This window comes from Extensimonas soli (assembly GCF_029211265.1).
In the GTDB taxonomy this organism is placed as follows: Bacteria; Pseudomonadota; Gammaproteobacteria; order Burkholderiales; family Burkholderiaceae_C; genus Extensimonas; species Extensimonas soli.
Genome location: NZ_JARGEL010000008.1, coordinates 1 through 17584 on the forward strand (window position 1 = coordinate 1; position 17584 = coordinate 17584).

Sequence of the window (17584 nt, forward strand, 5' to 3'; positions counted from 1 at the left end):
CTCGATGCCGGGCAGACCCAAGTCGATAAACCGCTGACGCCAGCGGGCCACCGCCACCCGCCCAAGACCCACTTGCCGCCCTATGTCCTTGTTGTCCCAGCCTTGTGAGGCCAGCAAAATGATGTTCGCGCGCTGAGCCTGTCTGACGCTGGTACGTCCCGAGCGCGTGAGCTTTGTAAGTTGGGCTCGTTGTTCCTCGGTCAATTCAACTTTGGGGGCTACCCGCATGGCCTGGCTCCTTTTGGGGATCATCGTGGATCGATGGAATCCCAGCCAGATTTTAAGCTACATTAAGAATAAAACACTACACTAGTGCCGGCCGCCGTCGCCCCCCGCGTGCGGTTCACGCAGCCGAAAGACGCGGCAGCGCCGTGCTTTCGTGCAGGTTTTGCTCGAGCGCAAGCAATTCCTCCACGGTCTGGCGGCGGCGGATCAGGCGTGCCTGGTCGCCATCGACGAGCACTTCGGCCGCGAGCGGGCGCGTGTTGTAGTTCGAGGACATGCTTGCGCCATAGGCGCCGGTGTCGTGGATCACGAGCAGGTCGCCGACCTGCGCGGGCGGCAGCGGGCGCGGCAGCAGTACGCCGCCTTCGCCTTGCGTGAACACGTCGCCCGACTCGCACAGCGGCCCCGCGACCACCGTGGCGCGGCTTCCCGGCGGCGTGCTGCCGTCCGGGCGCAGCACGCTCATCGCGTGGTAGCTGCCGTACATCGCGGGGCGCGCTAGTTCGGTGAAGCCCGCATCGACGAGCGTGAAATGCGTGCTGCCCGCGTGCTTGGTGGCACGCACTTCGCACAGCAACACGCCCGATTCGGCCACCAGGTAGCGGCCGGGCTCGACCTCGAGCCCAAGCGCGTGGCCCACGATGGCCTCGGCCTCGCGGCGCGCGGCATCCCACAGGCTGTGGTAGTGCTGCGTATCGACCGCGGCGTCGCCCTCGCGGTAGGGCGTCGAGAGGCCGCCGCCGGCCGAGATCGCGTGCACGTCGTGCCCCGCGGCGTGCGTGGCGCGCACGAGTTCGACCATGGCGCCGCACACCTGCGCGAGGTGCGCATAGTCCACGCCCGAGCCTATGTGCATGTGCAGGCCGACGAGCGCGAGACCGTGTGCGCGCACGGCCGCGAGCGCCGCGCCCAGGTCGGCGTGCCAGATGCCGTGCTTGCTGTGCTCGCCGCCGGTGTTGGTCTTGTTGCTGTGGCCGTGGCCGAAGCCGGGGTTGATGCGCAGCCACACCGGATGCCCGGGCGCGGCGCGGCCCAACTGGTGCAGCATGTCGATCGAGCCCGCGTTCACCGGCACGCCCTGCGCCACCACGCATGCGAGCGTGGCGTGGTCGAGCACGTCGGCGGTGAAGACGATTTCGGACGTAGCCGCGCGCGCCGCGTCGCCGCGCACTTTTTCGGCCGTATGGCCCGCGGTATAGCCGACTGCGAGCGCGCGCAGCACCTCGCCGCGCGAGACCGCATCCACGCGCACGCCCTGCGCGCGCATGAGCTGCAGGATGTGCAGGTTGGAGCAGGCCTTTTGCGCGTAGCGCACGGTCTCGAACGCGGCCAGCGCCGCAATGCGTGCGCGGATGGTGGCCGCGTCATACACCCACAAAGGCGTGCCAAAGCGCGCGGCCAGCGCGGTGAGTTGCGCAGCAGAAAAAGGGGTGGACATGGAACTTCCCGAAAATCCAAAACCCTGAATCATGCCTTTTTTCGGCCCCGCCGCGTGCACGAAAAAGAGGCAATCTGCAGTGCCGCCCGGTAAATCAAGGGCTTGCCGCAGCCATACAGCACAAGCCAAAACTTATCCACATGTTTGTCCAGCGGGGTTCGGGATAAGCGGGTGCCCGCCTGCTGAAACTTTGGGCAATGCGTCGTTTTTGTTGAAAAATCAAGGGCTTGCAAACGCCGTACAGGGCTTGTTCAGGCTTATCCACAGATTTGTGCAGCCGGTGCGGGGACAAGTCTGTGCGCTCTTGCGGTGCACCCAAAGGGACGAGGGTGCACGGCAGTGCGCGTTTCACGGCCCTGTCAAACCGGCTCCAGACACTCGGGCACTTCTTTCACTTTTGGATATTCACCATGCTGGAACGTCCTTCTTTATCCGTGTCTTTCGCGCTGCAGCCGGCCCGTGCCGGGCTGCTGGTCTTGCTGGGGGTGCTCGCTGCCTGTGGCGGTGGCGGCTCGGACGTCGTGGCGCCTACGCCTGCGACGCCGCTTTCCACACCCGCGAGTGCCACCCTCGCGGTGCTCGAGACGACCGACTTGCACTTCAATGTGCGCAGCTACGACTACTTCAAGCTCGCTGAGGACAAGTCCTTCGGCTTTGAGCGCACGGCGGCGCTGGTGCGCCAGGCGCGCAAGGACTTTGCCAACACCTTTTTGGTGGACAACGGCGACACGCTGCAGGGCACGGCACTGGCCGACTACGAGGCGCTGGTCAGCCCCATCCCCTGCAACCAGCAGTCGTCCATGTTCAAGGCCATGGGCGCGCTGGGCTACGACGCGGGCACGGTGGGGAACCACGAATTCAATTACGGCCTGCCCTACCTGAACCAGGTGCTGGGCGGCGGGCTCGACGTCGCGGGCGTCGATGCCAGCCTGAAGTGCGCGGGGCCGGGCTATCCGGTAGTGTTGGCCAACGTGCTCAGCAGCAAGACGCAAAAGCCCTTGCTGCAGCCCTACACCATCATCGAGCGCACACTCGTGGCCACCGGCGCCGACGGCAAGGAGCTCAAGCTCCCCATCAAGATCGGCGTGATCGGCTTTGCCCCGCCCGGCATCATGAACTGGGACAAGCGCTACCTCGACGGCAAGCTGTCCACCACCGGCGCGGTCGAGGCGGCTACGCAGTATGTGCCCGAGATGCGCGCCAAGGGGGCCGATGTGGTGCTGGCGCTGCTGCACGGCGGGCTCGACGGCGCAGCCTATTCGCCCACCATGGAAAACCCGGGCCTGTACGTGTCCAAGGTGGCGGGCATAGACGCGATGGTGATGGGGCACCAGCACGGCGTGTTCCCCGACACGGCGGCCACGCCCATGTACGCCCAGCCGGGCGTGGACAACAAGGCCGGCACCGTCAACGGCGTGCCCGCAGTCATGGCCAGCTCCTGGGGCAAGGCGTTGGGCGTGATCCAGCTCGCGCTGCAGTGGGACGGCAGCAAGTGGAGCGTGAACAATTCGGCGAGCAAGGCGCAGTTGCGCAACATCCTGACGGGCAAGGACGCCGCGGGCAAAAACCTGTATGTGGACCCGGACCCCAGCGTGGCACCCTTGATCGAGGCGCAGCACCAGGCGACCATCACCTACGTGAAGACGCCCATAGGCAACACCGACTTCCGCATGAGCACCCTGTTTGCCGACGTGGGCGATCCGGGCGCGATCCAGATCGTGAACCAGGCGCAGCAGGACTACGTGGCCAGCTACATCCAGGCTAACCTGCCGCAATACGCCAGCCTGCCCGTGCTTTCGGTGAGCGCGCCGTTCAAGTCGGGCTTTCAGGGCGCCACCGACTACACCGACGTTGCCGCAGGGCCGCTGGCCATCTTCAATGCCGCCGACCTGTACCTGTACCCGAACACGGTCTATGCCGTGAAGGTCAACGGCGCCGACATCAAGGACTGGCTCGAGGCCGCGGCCAAGCGCTTCAACCAGATCGACCCTGCCAAGACGGCGGAGCAGCCGCTCATCAGCAGCTTCCCCGGCTACAACTTCGACATGTTCACGAGCGCCGACGTGCAGTACGAGATCGACGTCACCCAGCCCGTGGGCAGCCGCATCCAGAACCTGCGCTACCTTGGCCAGCCGATCGACCCCGCCAAGGAATTCGTGATCGCCACCAACAATTACCGCGCGACCAGCGGCAAGAGCTTCATCCCCAAGCTCGACGGCTCGGCCACGATCTGGGCCTCGCCCGACGCGAACCGTGACGTGGTGGTCAACTACATCCGCAAAAATGTGAGCATCACGCGCGCGGCGAACGGCGCGGCCAGGAGCTGGCGCTTCACCAAGGTCACGACCGCCGGGCCGGTGGTGTTCAGCTCGGGCCCCAACGCGCTGTCGGTGGCGCAGGCGGCGGGGCTTGCCAACGTGTCCCTGCTCGCGGCCGACGATGGCTCGGGCAAGGGCACGTCCAAGTACGCCATCGACCTGTCGAAGTGACGCGGTAGAGCTGCCAGGGGCTTCTGCAGGACTTGCGCAAAAAGGAAGGCGCAGAAAACCTCACGACTTACGCAAAACGGGGTCAGGCAAGGCGTTTGTCCCCTGACAAAAAACTTTGCTGCATCCTTGGTTGCGTAAGTCAAGAACCTGTTTCCGCAGGATCATTCGGTTCCCGTCTGCTGGCCCGCCGCAGCCTCACCCATGGGGTCCTGGCTTGAGCGCACGCGCCTTTTGCTCAGCGCCCCCAGTGCCCCAGCAGCGCATTGACCAGTCCGCCGCCCAGCACCAGCCAAACGAACAGCAGCGCGGCCAGTGCCAGTGGGCGGCTGCCGGCGCGGCGGATGGCGCTGGCGTGCGTGCTCAGGCCCAGCGCGCCCATGGCCATGGCCAGCAGCAAGTTGTCCAGCGCGAGCAGCGCCGACTTGGGTGCTGCCGGCAGCAGCGGCAGCGAGTTGAGCAGCGCCACCAGCACAAAGCCCAGCGCAAACCACGGGATCACGATGCGGCTGCGGGCGCTTGCATCGGCCGCCGGCCCCGTTGCTGTGATGGGGGCGGCCATCGGCGCAACTGTCGGCGCCGCGGCTGCCGGCGCGGCCGTGGGCGCATGGGCGCCGGCACGCACGCCGCGGCGTGCCACGGCAAACGACAGCGTCAGCAGAAAAGGCGCCAGCAGCATCACGCGGATCATTTTTGTGATCACCGCCTGACCGGCTGCCCATTCGCTCACGGCGCGGCCTGCGCCCACCACCTGCGCCACCTCGTGCACGGTGGAGCCCACGTACACGCCGTAGGCCGTGTCGCTCACGCCCAGCGAAGCCAGCCACGGGTGCAGCAGCGGATAGCCGAACATGCCCAGCGTGCCGAACACCATCACCGTGGCCACCGCCACGGCCACCTTGTCGCCGCGCGCCTGAAGCACCGGTTCGGTGGCCAGCACGGCGGCGGCGCCACAGATCGAACTGCCGGCGCCGATCAGGATGGCCGTCTGCCCGTCGATGCGCAGCCAGCGGCCCGCAAACACTGCCAGGCCAAAGGTGCTGCTGAGCATGACCACGTCGATCAGCACGCCCGCCCAGCCCACCTGCACGATCTGCTGCAGCGTGATGCGCAGGCCGAACAGGATGATGCCCAGGCGCAGCAGCCGCTGCTTGGCGTAGTCCACGCCCGTACCGCAAGGCCCTTGCAAAGTCGGGTAAACCGTGTTGCCCAGCACGATGCCCCCGACGATCGCCAGTGTCAGCGCCGACAGGCCCCAGCGCGCCACCCAGGGTTGTTGGGCCAGCCAGGCGGCAGCCAAGGCCAGCGCGAACGTGAGCGCCAGGCCAGGGGCGCGCTGACGCAGCGTGTGCATCCGGGTGGAGGAGGGGGAGGATGCCGAGGCAGGAAGATGCTCGTGGCGAGTAGGTTCAGGCATGGGCGCGATGCTGCGCCCTCGAATTCAAGAAGTAAAACGGATAATTCTTTTTTCTTTGATGAGAAAAATCGATCAACCATGCCCCTGCGCTTTTCCCTGCGCGAGCTGGAAGTGTTTTGCGCGATTGCGCAGCACGACCACGTGCACCGCGCTGCCGAGGCCGTCGCCCTGACGCAGTCGGCCGCAAGTCAGGCGCTGGCGCGGCTGGAATCGGCGCTGGGCCGGCCGCTGTTCGACCGGCGTGGGCGCCGGCTCGTGCTCAACGACAACGGGCGCCAGTTGCTGCCGCGCGCGCGGGCCTTGCTCGACCAGGCGCAGGAGGTGCAGGCGCTGTGGGACGAAGGCGGCCCCGTGCTGAACCTGGGTGCCAGCACCACCATCGCCAACTACCTGCTGCCGGCGCAACTGGCCGCTTACCGGCAGGTTCACCCCGGCGCACCCGTGCAGCTCACCGTGGGCAACACGCGCGAAGTGGTTGCGGCCGTCGCGGCCATGGAGGTGGATTTTGGCCTCATCGAAGGGGTGTGCAGCGACTCGCATCTGCACGTCGAACGCTGGCACGCCGACGAGCTGGTGGTGATCGCCGCGCCCGGCCATGCGCTGGCGCAGCAGCCCACGCGCGCGCAACTGGCCGCTGCGCCCTGGCTGTTGCGCGAGCCCGGCAGTGGTACGCGCGAGGAGGTCGAGCGCTGGCTGCTCACGCACCTGGGCAGCGTGCGCGCCGACATGGAGCTGGGCAACTCCGAAGCCATCAAGCGCGCCGTGGCCGCGGGGTTGGGTTTGAGCTGCCTTTCGCGCAGCGCGGTGCAGGACTTTCTCGCGAGCGGCGCCGTGGTCGAGGTGCTGACCGGCCTGCCGCCGCTGGTGCGCCAGCTGTGCCTGGTGCGCCACCGCGACCGCCCGGTCACGCGCGGCATGCAGGCGTTTTTGGCGCTGGCGCCTGCGCTGGGGCCAGGCGTTTCCCCCGCTGGGAACTGAAAAGCTACCAAAGATATAGCTGCTAGCACTTGCTATATCTAGTGCAGTGTTTGATACTTGATGCGACAAATAAAACCGATGGATTTTTGGTCTGGGCAAGGCGCAAACCGCAGCGATACCGGGTGGTATCGCGAGGATTTGCAACGCGGCCCGGGCCGAAAAGACGCGGTTTTATGTCGCAGATAGCGTCGAACACTGCACTAGGATAGAGGCACTTTTTATTCAAAATTCTCGGCGCCATCCCGCCTGCGCTGGCGTTGTGCGCGCAGCAGCACCACGAGCGCGCCCGCGCCGCCCTCGTCGGCGCGCGCCTGCACGAAGGCCAGCACCTCGTTTTTTTGCACCAGCCAGCTGTGCACGCGGCCCTTGAGCACGGGGCTCTTGCCCGGCGAGCCCAGCCCCTTGCCGTGCACGATGCGCACGCAGCGCACGCCGCGCTGCAAGGCCGTGCGCAGAAACTGGCCGAGCGCGGCGCGCGCCTCTTCGGTGCGCAGGCCGTGCAGGTCGAGCTCGGCCTGCAGCGTCCAGACGCCCTGGCGCAGGCGGCGCGTGACCTCGGGGCCTATGCCGGGGCGGCGAAAGCTCAGCGTTTCGTCGGTGTCGAGCAGCGAAGCCACGTCGAAGTCGTCGCTCAGCGCCTCGTGCAGTACGCGGCGCTCGTCGCGCTGGTGCTGCAGCGCGAGCGGCGCGGGCGGCTCGGGGCGCAGCAGCACGGTGCCGTGCGCGCGCAGCGGCGTCACCGGCCCCACGGCGCGCGCGAATTCCTGCTGCGCGGCGCGCGCCTGGGCCGCAGCGGCGCGGCGTGCTTGTTCCTGGGCCTCGGCGCGGGCGTGCTCTTGCGCGAGGCGTTTGCGCAGTGGCCCCAGGTCTTGCAGCGTGTGCGCGACGAAGCATGCGCGGCTCACGGCAGCCCCCTCACAGCAGCCCTTCCTGGGCCATCGAAAAGCTCTGCCCCGGCGCGACGATCACGTGGTCGAGCACGCGCACGTCGATGAGCGCGAGCGCGGCCCTGAGCGTCTGCGTCAGGGCCTCGTCGGCGCGGCTCGGCTGGACCTTGCCGCTTGGGTGGTTGTGCGCGAACACCACGGCGGCGGCCTGGTGGTGCAGCGCGCGCAGCACCACTTCACGCGGATAGACGCTGGTCTGGGAGAGCGTGCCGCGAAACAGCTCTTCGAGCGCGAGCAGGCGCTGCTGGCTGTCGAGAAACAGCATGGCAAAGACTTCGTGCCCCTTGGCCGCAAGGTGCAGCTGCAGGTAGTGTTTGACGCCGTCGGGCGTGTCGAACACGGGGCGCTCGCGCAGCTCTTGGGCGAGCGCACGGCGCGCGAGTTCGAGCACGGCGACGAGCTCGGCGCGCTTGGCCGGCCCCAAGCCCTTGATGCGTTCGAGCTCGCGCGGGGTGGTGTGCAACAGCCCCGCAATGCCGCCAAAGCCGCCCGTGAGCTTGCCCGAGGCGCCGTCGCGGCGCGGTGCGTCGAGCAGCTCTTGCGCGAGCTGCAGCACGTTTTTGCCCTGGATGCCGGTGCGCAGCAGGATCGCGAGCAGCTCGGCGTCGGCGAGCGCAGCCGGGCCGCGCGCGAGCAGCTTTTCGCGCGGTTGGGCGTCGAAGGGCAGGTCTTTGATCGCCATGGCGGGAGTGGGGCTGGAAGAATGTGTTTTTACAATGCAGGCCAGTTTACCGGGACTTCCATGACCTCCAGCGCCAGCCTTGATTCCAGCCTTCCGACCGTGCAGCCGGGCTCCTTCCTCACGCTGCACTACCGCCTTGCCGGCCCGGCGGGCGATGTGATCAACACCTTTGGCGGCCAGCCGGCCACGCTCTCGCTCGGCGCGGGCGAGCTCTCGCCCGCCGTGGAGCAGCGCCTGCTGGGCCTGCACGAAGGCGCGCGCGCCACGTTCGAGCTGCCCGCGGGCGAGGCTTTCGGCGAGCGCAAGGCCGAGATGCAGCAATGGGTGGCGCGCAAGCTGCTCGACGCGCTCGGCGACCCTGATGAGTCCTACGCCGTGGGGGAGGTGGTGCAGTTTCCCACGCCCGACGCGCAGGGCAGCTACGCCGGCGTGGTGCTGCAGGTGCGCGACGACGGCGCGGTGCTGTTCGACTTCAACCACCCGCTGGCCGGCCAGCCCGTGACCTTCGAGGTGCACGTGATCGGGGTGCTGTGATGCTGCCGCTGCAGGAAGTGGTGCTGGCCGAGCCGCGCGGCTTTTGTGCGGGCGTCGATCGCGCGATCGAGATCGTCGAGCGTGCGCTGCGCAAGTTCGGCGCACCGATCTACGTGCGCCACGAAATCGTGCACAACACCTACGTGGTCAATGACCTCAAGGCGCGCGGCGCGGTGTTCATCGAAGACCTGGCCGAAGTGCCGCCGGGCGCCACGTTGGTGTTCAGCGCGCATGGCGTGAGCCGCGCCGTGCAGCAGGAGGCCCGGGCGCGCGGCTTTCAGGTTTTCGACGCCACCTGCCCGCTCGTGAGCAAGGTGCACGTCGAGGTGGCCAAGCTCGCGCAGGAAGGCTACGAATTCCTCATGATCGGCCACAAGGGCCACCCCGAGGTCGAGGGCACCATGGGCCAGCTCGACCACGGCATTCACCTGATCGAAGACGTGGACGACGTCGCGCGCGTGCAGCCCGCGCAGACCGCCAAGCTTGCCGTGGTCACGCAGACCACTTTGAGCGTGGATGACGCGGCGCACATCCTCGCCGCGGTGCGCGCGCGTTTCCCGCAGGTGCGCGAGCCCAAGCAGCAGGACATTTGCTATGCCACGCAAAACCGCCAGGATGCCGTCAAGCTGCTGAGCCCGCAGGTCGATGTGCTGATCGTCGTGGGCAGCCCCACGAGTTCGAACAGCAACCGCCTGCGCGAGCTCGCGGCCAAGCTGGGCACGCCCGCGTACATGGTGGACAGCGCGGCCGAGCTGCAAAGCGCGTGGTTCGAGGGTGCGGCGCGCGTGGGCCTCACGGCCGGCGCCTCGGCGCCCGAAGTGCTGGTGCAGCAGGTGCTCGAGCGCATCAAGGCGCTGGGCGCGACCGCGGTGCGGCGCATGGAGGGCGTGCAGGAGACGGTGAAATTTCCGCTGCCCAAGGGCTTGCGCCTGGGCGAGGCGGCATAGCGCTTAAACCCAGATTGTCCATTAGGACGCGGGATGATAGCGAGGCGGCTGGCGAGGCAGTTTGGTCGCGGCTGAGGAGTGCATGGCCGGTGCCATGAACGACGAAGCTGCGGTCAAAATGACCGTCAGACGTCCGCCAGCGCCCGCGTAGGCGCGAAGCGCCGCCTAATGGACAATCTGGGTTAAATACAGGCACGACTTAGGCAAATCGGGGTGAGGCAAGGCGTTCGCCCCATGGCAAAACACCTCGCTGCATCCTTGTGTGCGTAAGTCCAGACAGGGCAGGCCAGTTGCTGCAGAAAATTTTGGCCAAATCAGCGTTTTGCCAAGAATTCATCAGCGCAAGCAGCTATTGATATTGCAGCTTCCGGGATGGCTTCAGGCCGGCGTAGGCCCGACCCACAGGTCCAGCGGCGGGTCGGCGGCGACGGCGCGCAGGATGTCGGTGCGCGAGATGAAGCCCTGCAGCGTACCCTGCGCGTCGGTCACGGGCAGGCCCGGCAGGCCAGTCTGCAAAAGCACCTGGGCCACGCGGCGCAGCGAGGTGTCGGCGGACGCCGTGGGCACGGGGCTCACCATCACCTCGCTGACGGGCCGGCGCGCGAGTGCGATCGCCTTTTGCACGTCGTCCGCAGCGGGCAGCAGTTTTTCGGGCGCGAGGTCGGCGCGCAGCAGCAGGCCCACGACGCGGCCCTGCGCATCGACCACGGGCGCCTGCGCCACCTGGCGCTCGGCCAGCATCTGCCAGGCATCGTTGGCGCGCTCGTCGGGGTGCACGCTGATTGCGTGCGGCGTCATCACGTCGCGCACCTGCGTGAGCGGGCGGCGCTCTGCCGGGGCGGGTTGTTCGGTCTGCACGTAGGCACGCACGGCCTCTTGCCAGCGCGGGGGCGCAGTGGCTGCAGGTATGGGCTTGGGCGCGGGTGCGGCATGTGGCGGCACGCCATCGGCGCGGCGCACGGCCTGCGGACGTTGCACCGGCTGCACGGGCAGCACCTCGCTGAGCCTTTCTGCGCCGCCGCGGTAGATTTGCCCCATGGGGCCGAAGACGAAGAAGGTGTCGGCCATCGACCTCTCCTGTGTTGCTGCCGCGGGTCTCAATCGCTGTCGTCGAACACCAGCTCGGGTGCAGCCGCGGCGCGCGCAACTGCGGCAAGATCGGGCACGAGCCGCTGGCTGAAGTAGCTGAAGGGTGTGTCGGGTTCGAGCGCGGCGCTGATGAGCGGCGCGAGCGATTGGTTGAGCGGGACATAGTAGCTGCCCAGGGGCGCGTCGATCACGCTGCGGCGCAGGCGCACCGCGGGGGGCGGCACGGTGCCTGTGCCAGGCTGGCCGGCCAGGTCGGTCGTTGCGGCCGCTGCGGCCGCTGCGGCCGTGGCGCCGTTTTTGTCGGGTGCAGCGGGGGCTGCATCATTTCCGGCGGACAGTTCCGGCGCATAGGTTTCGGCCAGCAGCGTGCCCGGCTCGGCCACGCGCAGCACTTCGGCGCCGAGCAGGCGCAGGCGTTCGACGGCGCGCTCGGCGCTCGCCGCGAGCCAGTAACCGCAAGGTCGCGCACGCTTTTGCAGCGGGCGCAGCGCGAGCGCCGAGGGGGCATCGACGCTGAGTTTTTTTTCGGCGCCGCTGCGTGGATCGAGCAGCACCAGCGCCTGCTGCGCAGGCGTGGGCGCCGCCATCAGCACGAGTTCACCGCGGCAGCTTTGCGCGCGCGTTTCGCGCAGCACGAACGAGCGCACCTGTTCGAGCTCGGCGTTGCGTTCGGCCGTGCTTTGCAAGGCGCTGTTGACGGCCGTCACGAGCGTGTGCACACGCCGCTGCAGGTGTGCGCGCCCGAGGTCGCTGCCGCGCGCGGCCACCTGCAAGCTCACGGCATTTTTCAGCCCTTGCACGTTGCGCCCTTCGTCGGGCAGCGTGCTGCCCGTGCGGATGCCGCGGTCTTGGGGTTGCGCGGCAGGCTCGTAATACCAGGCGCTCGTGAGGCCCTGCGCCTGCAGGGCCTTCGTGATCGGCTCGTAGTACCACTGCTGCGCCGCTTTGGTGAGAAAGGGCGGGTAGTTGGCCGTGGTGGTGTAGCTCAGCAGCGCGTCGTAACGTGCAATGCCGTCCAGCTTTTGCTGCAATGCCAGAGCGGGGTACTCGCGCGCGTCGAGCACGAGCAGTGGCCGGTAGTCGCGCACCAGGCGTGCGAGCGCCTGCGCCTCGGGGGTGGTCAGGCTCAGGTGGTCGCGCTCCAGGTCCGTGCCCTGCGCGGTGCCTGGCTGGCCCAGCGCTGCCCCGTCGGGGTTGGCGCGCGGCACGACGATCACGTGGATGCGCGCGAGCAGCGGCTCGAGCAGACCTTGCGCGAGTTCGCGCGCCACCACCAGCAAAGCCTCGGCGCCCGCGGGCTCGTCGCCGCGCTGCTGCGCGAGCAGGAGCACCGTGGGGCGGCCGCTCGCGTCCAGGCTGGCAATGTCCGTGTCCTTGGCTTGCGTGAGCAGCAGGCCCAGCAGGGGCTCGCCCTGTTGCGACAGGCCCAGGTCCAGCAGCTTGCTGCGCGTAGGGCCATGCGGCGGCGCTGCGGCGAGCTTTTGCAGCCAAATGGCGAGTTCGGCATTGCTGGTAAAGCTCTGCCGTGCGGGCGCGAGTCCCGGCGTGTCGTAGCGCGTGCCCGGGTCGGGGAACCAGGCTGCGACCGCGTTGCCGTAGGGCAGGGCGGGGGTCTCAGAAGCGGCGGCTTGCGCCTGCGCGTTCACTTCGAGCGAGGAAGGCGGCACGGGCGTTACGCGCACCTGGCTCGCGCTGGTTTGGCCCAGCGGCGCGGGCGCGGACTTGCTGCGTGCGTTGGCGCTGGCTGCGGGAGACTTCGGCGCGCCGGCTGTGGGCGCTTTGCCACTCTGAGAGGACGGCTCTGGCCACGGCGGCAAAGGCGTGCTGCTGCATGCGGCCAGCAAGAGGAGGGCACCGCGCGCGAGCCAAGCCCGTGCGCGGCGTGCAGAGAACTCAGAAAGCCGGGGCATAGGGCGCCGGGGCTGTCGTGCGGGCGGTGCAGGGCATGGGTGCATGGCGGTAGGCGGTGGCATGTCGCAGTCGTTATATTCGGCCGCATTATGTATTTGACCGAATTCGCCCAAACTTGCGCGCCGCTGGACATCACCGGCACCGCATATTTCACCGACGCGCTGCGCACCGCGTCCGACCTCGGCGGCACGCCGCAACCGCCGTTTGCCTGCGTCTCGCGCAACCTGCTGGTGCAGGGGCTGCGCCTGCACATGACCGATTGGGGTGCCGACACGCCGGATCGTCCGGCGCTGGTGCTGCTGCACGGCGGTGCGGTCACGGGGCGCACCTGGGGGCCTTTTTGCGCCTTGCTCGCGCACCAATACCGGCTCATCGCGGTGGACATGCGCGGCCATGGCGACAGCGAATGGCCACGCGATGCGCATGCCGCGCACAACACCATGGCCGAGGACGTGCGCCAGATCATTGCCCAACTGCAGCTCGAGCGCCCCGTGGTGGTCGGGCATTCGGTGGGCGGCATGCTGCTGATGCGCCTGTTGGTGCACACGCCCGCGCTGCTGCGCGGCGCGGTGCTCGTCGATGTGGGGCCCGAAGTGGTCTACCCTGGCTGGGAGCCGAAAAAAGAAGTCCACGAGGCCGTACGGCTCTATGAAAGCGTGGACGAGTACGTGCGCCGCCAGGCCCCGCGCATGAAGCGCAGCGAGGAGCACATGCGGCGCAACGCGCTGCATGAACTCATGCAGCGCGAAGATGGCATGTACCAGCTCAAGTTCGACCCGCGCCACCCCATGGGCGGTTTGGACGAGCGTTTCATGCCCGGCATGCCAGACCTTGAAACGCTGCGCAGCGTCGCGGTGCCGACGCTGGTCGCGCGCGGGGCGCAGAGCTGGTTTTTGCTGCAGGACGCCGCCGAGCGCCTGGCCCAGACGCTGCCGCGCGGCGAGCTGGCCGTGATCCCCGACTGCGAGCACATGGTCTATACCGACAATCCCGCCGCACTCGCCCAGGCCGTGGATCGCTTCGTCGCCGGTCTGTGAACGCAGTAGAAGCGGGGTGCTTTGTTTTTGATAGCTACTAGCGCTTGTCAATAAAGGGCTAGTGTAGTGTTTGATGCTTGATGCGATAAATAAAACCGATGGATTTTTGGTCTGGGCAAGGCGCAAACCGCAGCGATACCGGGTGGTATCGCGAGGATTTGCAACGCGGCCCGGGCCGAAAAGACGTGGTTTTATGTCGCATATAGCGTCGAACACTACACTAGATGCCAATTTCATCAGGAAATTTTCAGCGCCCCGAAAACCCGCGCATGCCTTGGCCGCGCGGTTTGCCGCCGCGCGCACCGCCGCCGCGGCCTTCGCGCCGCGCCATGGTATCCACGCTGGTGCGCATGGGGTCGGGTTGGCCTGAGCCTTTGCCCGCGCCCGCGGGGCGCAGGCTGTGCCCCATTTGCGTGCCCAGGTGCGCGTCATCGCTGCGGGGTTGGAAGTCGTCATTGCGTGGACCACCACCTTGGCGCGGGCCGCCGTCCTGGCGCGGGCGTGCCGGGCCGCGGTTGCCGTTCGCAGGCCTTTGCTCGGCGCGCGGGCGCTGGTTGGGCCCCTGGCCGCTGCCTTGCGGCTTGGCGTTCCTCGGGCGCGGCTGTGCCTGGCCGCCGTCGTCCTGGGCTGTGCCGGTTTGTCCGCCGCGCTGCGTGCCCTTGGTTCCCTTGTTGCTGCGCATGCGATCCATCATCTCGCTGCGCGCAGCCTTGGCGGCTGCCTGCATCACTTCGCGGCTCGGCGGTTTGCCCGCGCCGCCCCAGAGGGTCTGGCGGCCCATGGCGATCGGTTCGGCCTTTTCGCCGGGCTCTGGCCCCAGGCCCTCGAGCACCTGCACGGGGATTTCCTGGCGCGTGAAGCGCTCGATCTCCATCATGAAGCCTTCTTCGTCGAGGCACACCAGGCTCACGGCCTCGCCGCTCGCGCCTGCGCGGCCCGTGCGACCGATGCGGTGCACGTAGTCTTCGGGCACGTTGGGGATGTCGTAGTTGACGACGTGCGGCAGCTCGTCGATGTCAATGCCGCGTGCGGCAATGTCGGTGGCCACGAGCGCGCGCAGTGCACCGCTCTTGAAGTCCGCAAGCGCCTGGGTGCGCGCACTCTGGCTCTTGTTGCCGTGCAGCGCCATGGCCTTGACGCCGTGCTGGTTGAGAAAGTCGGCCACGTGGTTGGCGCCGAACTTGGTGCGCGTGAACACCAGCACCTGGCTCCACTGGTGCTGTTCGATGATGTGCAGCAGCGCCTGCTTTTTCTTCGCGCGGCCCACGGGATGGATCACCTGCGTGATGCGCTGCACCGTGGTGTTGCGCGGCGTGACCTGGATGTGCTGCGGCTCGCGCAGCAGGCCGTTCGCAAGCTCGCGGATTTCGTCGCTGAAGGTGGCGGAAAACAGCAGGCTCTGCTTGTGCTTGGGCAGCAGCGCGAGCACTTTTTTCACGTCATGGATGAAGCCCATGTCGAGCATGCGATCGGCCTCGTCGAGCACCAGCACCTGCACCTGCGAGAGGTCCAGAAAGCCCTGCTCCTGCAGATCGAGCAGGCGCCCGGGCGTGGCGACCAGAATATCGACACCGCGCTGCAGGCGCTCGATCTGCGGGTTCATGCCCACGCCGCCGAATATCACGGTGGACTTGAGGTCGAGGTGTTTGCCATAGGTGCGCACGGATTCCTCGACCTGCGCGGCGAGCTCGCGCGTGGGCGTGAGCACCAGTGCGCGTATGGCCTTGGCGCCGGATTTGCCTTTGGCAGCAGGCTCTTGCGCGAGGCGGTGCAGCATGGGCAGCGTGAAAGCGGCCGTTTTGCCGGTGCCCGTTTGCGCGCCGGCGAGCAGATCATGGCCTGCGAGCACGGCGGGAATGGCCTGCGCCTGGATGGGGGTGGGGGTTTCGTAGCCTTGCTCGCGCACGGCCTGCAGGATGGCCGGAGCCAGCTGGAGTTCTTCAAATTGCATGGATTGATCTGCGCCCGTCCTGGGCGCTGGGTGCCGGTGCGCCGCGAAAGCCTTGATTTGCGATCGCGCCAGTTGCAGACCGGCGGGGTTTATGGAGAGAAATTCGCCCTCAGATGGGGAGAAATTTGCAGGGTACTGGAGCCTGCAAAGGGGCATATTGTCGCATGCACCGATAATTCCAACCCTTCATGCCTGTTTATTTTTAGCGAGTCAGACCCATCCCATGGCCCAATACGTATATTCGATGAATCATGTCAGCAAGACGGTGCCGCCGAAGCGACAGATTCTCAAAGACATTTCCTTGAGCTTTTTCCCCGGCGCCAAGATCGGCGTGCTGGGCTTGAACGGCTCGGGCAAGTCCACCTTGCTCAAGATCATGGCCGGCATGGACAAGGAGATCGAGGGCGAGGCCCTGCCCATGCCGGGCTTGAAGATCGGCTACCTGCCGCAGGAGCCGCAGCTCAACCCCGAGCACACCGTGCGCGAGAGCGTCGAAGAGGCGATGGGCGAGGTCTTTGCCGCGCGCGCCAAGCTCGAGGAGGTGTATGCCGCGTATGCCGACCCTGAGGCTGATTTCGACGCCCTCGCGGCCGAGCAGGCGCGCCTCGAGGCCATCATTGCCACCGCGGGCACCGATTCCGAGCACCAGCTCGAAATCGCCGCCGACGCCCTGCGCCTGCCGCCGTGGGAGGCGCAGATTGGCCAGCTTTCGGGCGGCGAAAAACGCCGCGTCGCACTGTGCCGCCTGCTGCTGTCCAAGCCCGACATGCTGCTGCTCGACGAGCCCACCAACCACCTCGACGCCGAGAGCGTGGAGTGGCTCGAAGTGTTCCTCAAGCGCTTTCCGGGCACCGTGGTGGCGATCACGCACGACCGCTACTTCCTCGACAACGCGGCCGAGTGGATTCTGGAGCTCGACCGCGGCCATGGCATCCCTTACAAGGGCAATTATTCGTCCTGGCTGGAGCAGCGCGAGGCCCGGCTCGAGCAGGAGCAGCGCACCGAAGACGCGCGCACCAAGGCCATGAAGAAAGAGCTCGAATGGGTGCGCCAGAACGCCAAGGGCCGCCAGGCCAAGAGCAAGGCGCGCATCGCACGCTTCGAGGAACTTTCCGACTACGAATACCAAAAGCGCAACGAGACGCAGGAAATCTTCATCCCCGTGGCCGAGCGCCTGGGCAGTCAGGTGATCGAGTTCAAGAACGTGAGCAAGTCGTTCGGCGACCGCCTGCTCATAGACAACCTGAGTTTCAACATCCCCGCTGGCGCGATCGTCGGCATCATCGGCCCGAACGGCGCGGGCAAGTCCACGCTGTTCAAGCTGATCGCCGGCCGCGAACAGCCCGACAGCGGCGAGGTCGTGATCGGATCGACCGTGAAGATGGCCTTCGTCGATCAGCACCGCGACGCGCTCGCCAACGAAAAAACCGTCTGGGAAGATGTCTCTGGCGGGCTGGACATCATCACCGTGGGCAAGTTCCAGATGGCGAGCCGCGCCTATTGCGGGCGCTTCAACTTCAACGGCGGCGACCAGCAGAAAAAGGTCGGCGCGCTCTCGGGCGGTGAGCGCGGGCGCCTGCATCTGGCCAAGACCCTGATTGCGGGTGGCAACGTGCTGCTGCTCGACGAGCCATCGAACGATCTGGACGTGGAAACGCTGCGCGCGCTCGAAGAGGCGCTGCTCGAGTTTGCCGGCACCGTGCTGGTCATCAGCCACGACCGCTGGTTCCTCGACCGCATCGCCACGCACATCCTCGCGGCCGAGGGCGACAGCCAGTGGACGTTCTTCGACGGCAACTACCAGGAGTATGAGGCCGACAAGAAGAAACGCCTGGGCGAAGAGGGCGCCAAGCCCAAGCGCATGCGCTTCAAGGCGCTCAAGTAGCGAGGCCTGGGCGCGTGCAGCAGCTTGGCTTCGCGGTAGCATCGAAACCCCCGCGCG

The 17584-nt window shown here is 67.2% G+C and carries 14 protein-coding genes; 6 read left to right on the top strand and 8 right to left on the bottom strand.

What is annotated here, in order from left to right:
* A partial coding sequence (locus PYV55_RS01600) for a helix-turn-helix domain-containing protein (RefSeq protein ID WP_275848647.1) occupies positions 1 to 228 on the bottom strand: 228 nt, incomplete at its 3' end.
* 115 nt (positions 229 to 343) lie between these two features.
* Positions 344 to 1663: a diaminopimelate decarboxylase gene (gene lysA / locus PYV55_RS01605; protein ID WP_275848649.1), complete on the bottom strand. Its 1320-nt coding sequence runs from the start codon at positions 1661 to 1663 to the stop codon at positions 344 to 346.
* Positions 1664 to 2073: 410 nt separating this feature from the next.
* On the opposite strand from lysA, the gene PYV55_RS01610 reads away from it, so the two are divergent.
* Positions 2074 to 4152, top strand: coding sequence for a bifunctional 2',3'-cyclic-nucleotide 2'-phosphodiesterase/3'-nucleotidase (locus PYV55_RS01610; RefSeq protein ID WP_275848651.1), 2079 nt, complete (start codon positions 2074 to 2076; stop codon positions 4150 to 4152).
* A gap of 235 nt (positions 4153 to 4387) precedes the next feature.
* Here PYV55_RS01610 and PYV55_RS01615 read toward each other — a convergent pair whose 3' ends face one another.
* A complete protein-coding gene (locus PYV55_RS01615) occupies positions 4388 to 5566 on the bottom strand; it encodes a YeiH family protein (protein ID WP_345803581.1) in 1179 nt (392 codons plus the stop codon).
* A 78-nt stretch (positions 5567 to 5644) separates the two neighbouring features.
* Here PYV55_RS01615 and PYV55_RS01620 point away from each other — a divergent pair, with 78 nt between their 5' ends.
* Positions 5645 to 6544, top strand: coding sequence for a LysR family transcriptional regulator (locus PYV55_RS01620; protein ID WP_275848653.1), 900 nt, complete (start codon positions 5645 to 5647; stop codon positions 6542 to 6544).
* 218 nt (positions 6545 to 6762) lie between these two features.
* Here PYV55_RS01620 and PYV55_RS01625 read toward each other — a convergent pair whose 3' ends face one another.
* Both PYV55_RS01625 and radC read right to left on the bottom strand, forming a co-directional pair.
* Positions 6763 to 7449 (bottom strand): Smr/MutS family protein, encoded by a 687-nt coding sequence (locus PYV55_RS01625; protein ID WP_275848656.1) that lies wholly within the window; start codon positions 7447 to 7449, stop codon positions 6763 to 6765.
* A 10-nt stretch (positions 7450 to 7459) separates the two neighbouring features.
* Positions 7460 to 8173 carry a RadC family protein gene (radC, locus tag PYV55_RS01630; protein ID WP_275848658.1) on the bottom strand — a complete coding sequence of 238 codons (714 nt, stop codon included), beginning with the start codon at positions 8171 to 8173 and terminating at the stop codon, positions 7460 to 7462.
* A gap of 60 nt (positions 8174 to 8233) precedes the next feature.
* Between radC and PYV55_RS01635 the strand changes: the two genes are divergently transcribed.
* Both PYV55_RS01635 and ispH read left to right on the top strand, forming a co-directional pair.
* A complete protein-coding gene (locus PYV55_RS01635; RefSeq protein WP_114483683.1) occupies positions 8234 to 8707 on the top strand; it encodes an FKBP-type peptidyl-prolyl cis-trans isomerase in 474 nt (157 codons plus the stop codon).
* Positions 8707 to 9654 carry a 4-hydroxy-3-methylbut-2-enyl diphosphate reductase gene (gene ispH / locus PYV55_RS01640; protein ID WP_275848663.1) on the top strand — a complete coding sequence of 316 codons (948 nt, stop codon included), beginning with the start codon at positions 8707 to 8709 and terminating at the stop codon, positions 9652 to 9654. The genes PYV55_RS01635 and ispH overlap by 1 nt, the downstream gene beginning before the upstream one ends.
* A 378-nt stretch (positions 9655 to 10032) precedes the next feature.
* Here ispH and PYV55_RS01645 read toward each other — a convergent pair whose 3' ends face one another.
* Together PYV55_RS01645 and PYV55_RS01650 are read right to left on the bottom strand one after the other, a co-directional pair.
* On the bottom strand, positions 10033 to 10722 hold the full coding sequence (locus PYV55_RS01645) for a CBS domain-containing protein (RefSeq protein ID WP_275848665.1): 690 nt from the start codon (positions 10720 to 10722) through the stop codon (positions 10033 to 10035).
* Between the two features lie 29 nt (positions 10723 to 10751).
* On the bottom strand, positions 10752 to 12653 hold the full coding sequence (locus PYV55_RS01650; RefSeq protein ID WP_275848667.1) for a M14 family metallopeptidase: 1902 nt from the start codon (positions 12651 to 12653) through the stop codon (positions 10752 to 10754).
* Positions 12654 to 12749: 96 nt separating this feature from the next.
* Between PYV55_RS01650 and PYV55_RS01655 the strand changes: the two genes are divergently transcribed.
* Positions 12750 to 13691 (top strand): alpha/beta fold hydrolase, encoded by a 942-nt coding sequence (locus PYV55_RS01655; RefSeq protein WP_275848668.1) that lies wholly within the window; start codon positions 12750 to 12752, stop codon positions 13689 to 13691.
* A 247-nt stretch (positions 13692 to 13938) separates the two neighbouring features.
* Here PYV55_RS01655 and PYV55_RS01660 read toward each other — a convergent pair whose 3' ends face one another.
* Entirely contained in the window at positions 13939 to 15642 is a 1704-nt protein-coding gene (locus PYV55_RS01660; protein ID WP_275848671.1) for a DEAD/DEAH box helicase, read from the bottom strand.
* Positions 15643 to 15865: 223 nt separating this feature from the next.
* Here PYV55_RS01660 and ettA point away from each other — a divergent pair, with 223 nt between their 5' ends.
* Entirely contained in the window at positions 15866 to 17527 is a 1662-nt protein-coding gene (gene ettA / locus PYV55_RS01665; protein ID WP_275848673.1) for an energy-dependent translational throttle protein EttA, read from the top strand.
* The last annotated feature ends 57 nt before the right edge of the window (positions 17528 to 17584 follow it).

Excerpts from the sequence above, each read along its gene's own strand:
- lysA (WP_275848649.1), bottom strand. The coding sequence starts at position 1,663 with ATGTCCACCCCTTTTTCTGCTGCGCAACTCACCGCGCTGGCCGCGCGC.
- ispH (WP_275848663.1), top strand. The coding sequence starts at position 8,707 with ATGCTGCCGCTGCAGGAAGTGGTGCTGGCCGAGCCGCGCGGCTTTTGT.
- PYV55_RS01620 (WP_275848653.1), top strand. The coding sequence starts at position 5,645 with ATGCCCCTGCGCTTTTCCCTGCGCGAGCTGGAAGTGTTTTGCGCGATT.
- PYV55_RS01635 (WP_114483683.1), top strand. The coding sequence starts at position 8,234 with ATGACCTCCAGCGCCAGCCTTGATTCCAGCCTTCCGACCGTGCAGCCG.
- PYV55_RS01645 (WP_275848665.1), bottom strand. The coding sequence starts at position 10,722 with ATGGCCGACACCTTCTTCGTCTTCGGCCCCATGGGGCAAATCTACCGC.
- PYV55_RS01660 (WP_275848671.1), bottom strand. The coding sequence starts at position 15,642 with ATGCAATTTGAAGAACTCCAGCTGGCTCCGGCCATCCTGCAGGCCGTG.
- radC (WP_275848658.1), bottom strand. The coding sequence starts at position 8,173 with ATGGCGATCAAAGACCTGCCCTTCGACGCCCAACCGCGCGAAAAGCTG.
- PYV55_RS01650 (WP_275848667.1), bottom strand. The coding sequence starts at position 12,653 with ATGCCCCGGCTTTCTGAGTTCTCTGCACGCCGCGCACGGGCTTGGCTC.
- PYV55_RS01610 (WP_275848651.1), top strand. The coding sequence starts at position 2,074 with ATGCTGGAACGTCCTTCTTTATCCGTGTCTTTCGCGCTGCAGCCGGCC.
- PYV55_RS01615 (WP_345803581.1), bottom strand. The coding sequence starts at position 5,566 with ATGCCTGAACCTACTCGCCACGAGCATCTTCCTGCCTCGGCATCCTCC.
- ettA (WP_275848673.1), top strand. The coding sequence starts at position 15,866 with ATGGCCCAATACGTATATTCGATGAATCATGTCAGCAAGACGGTGCCG.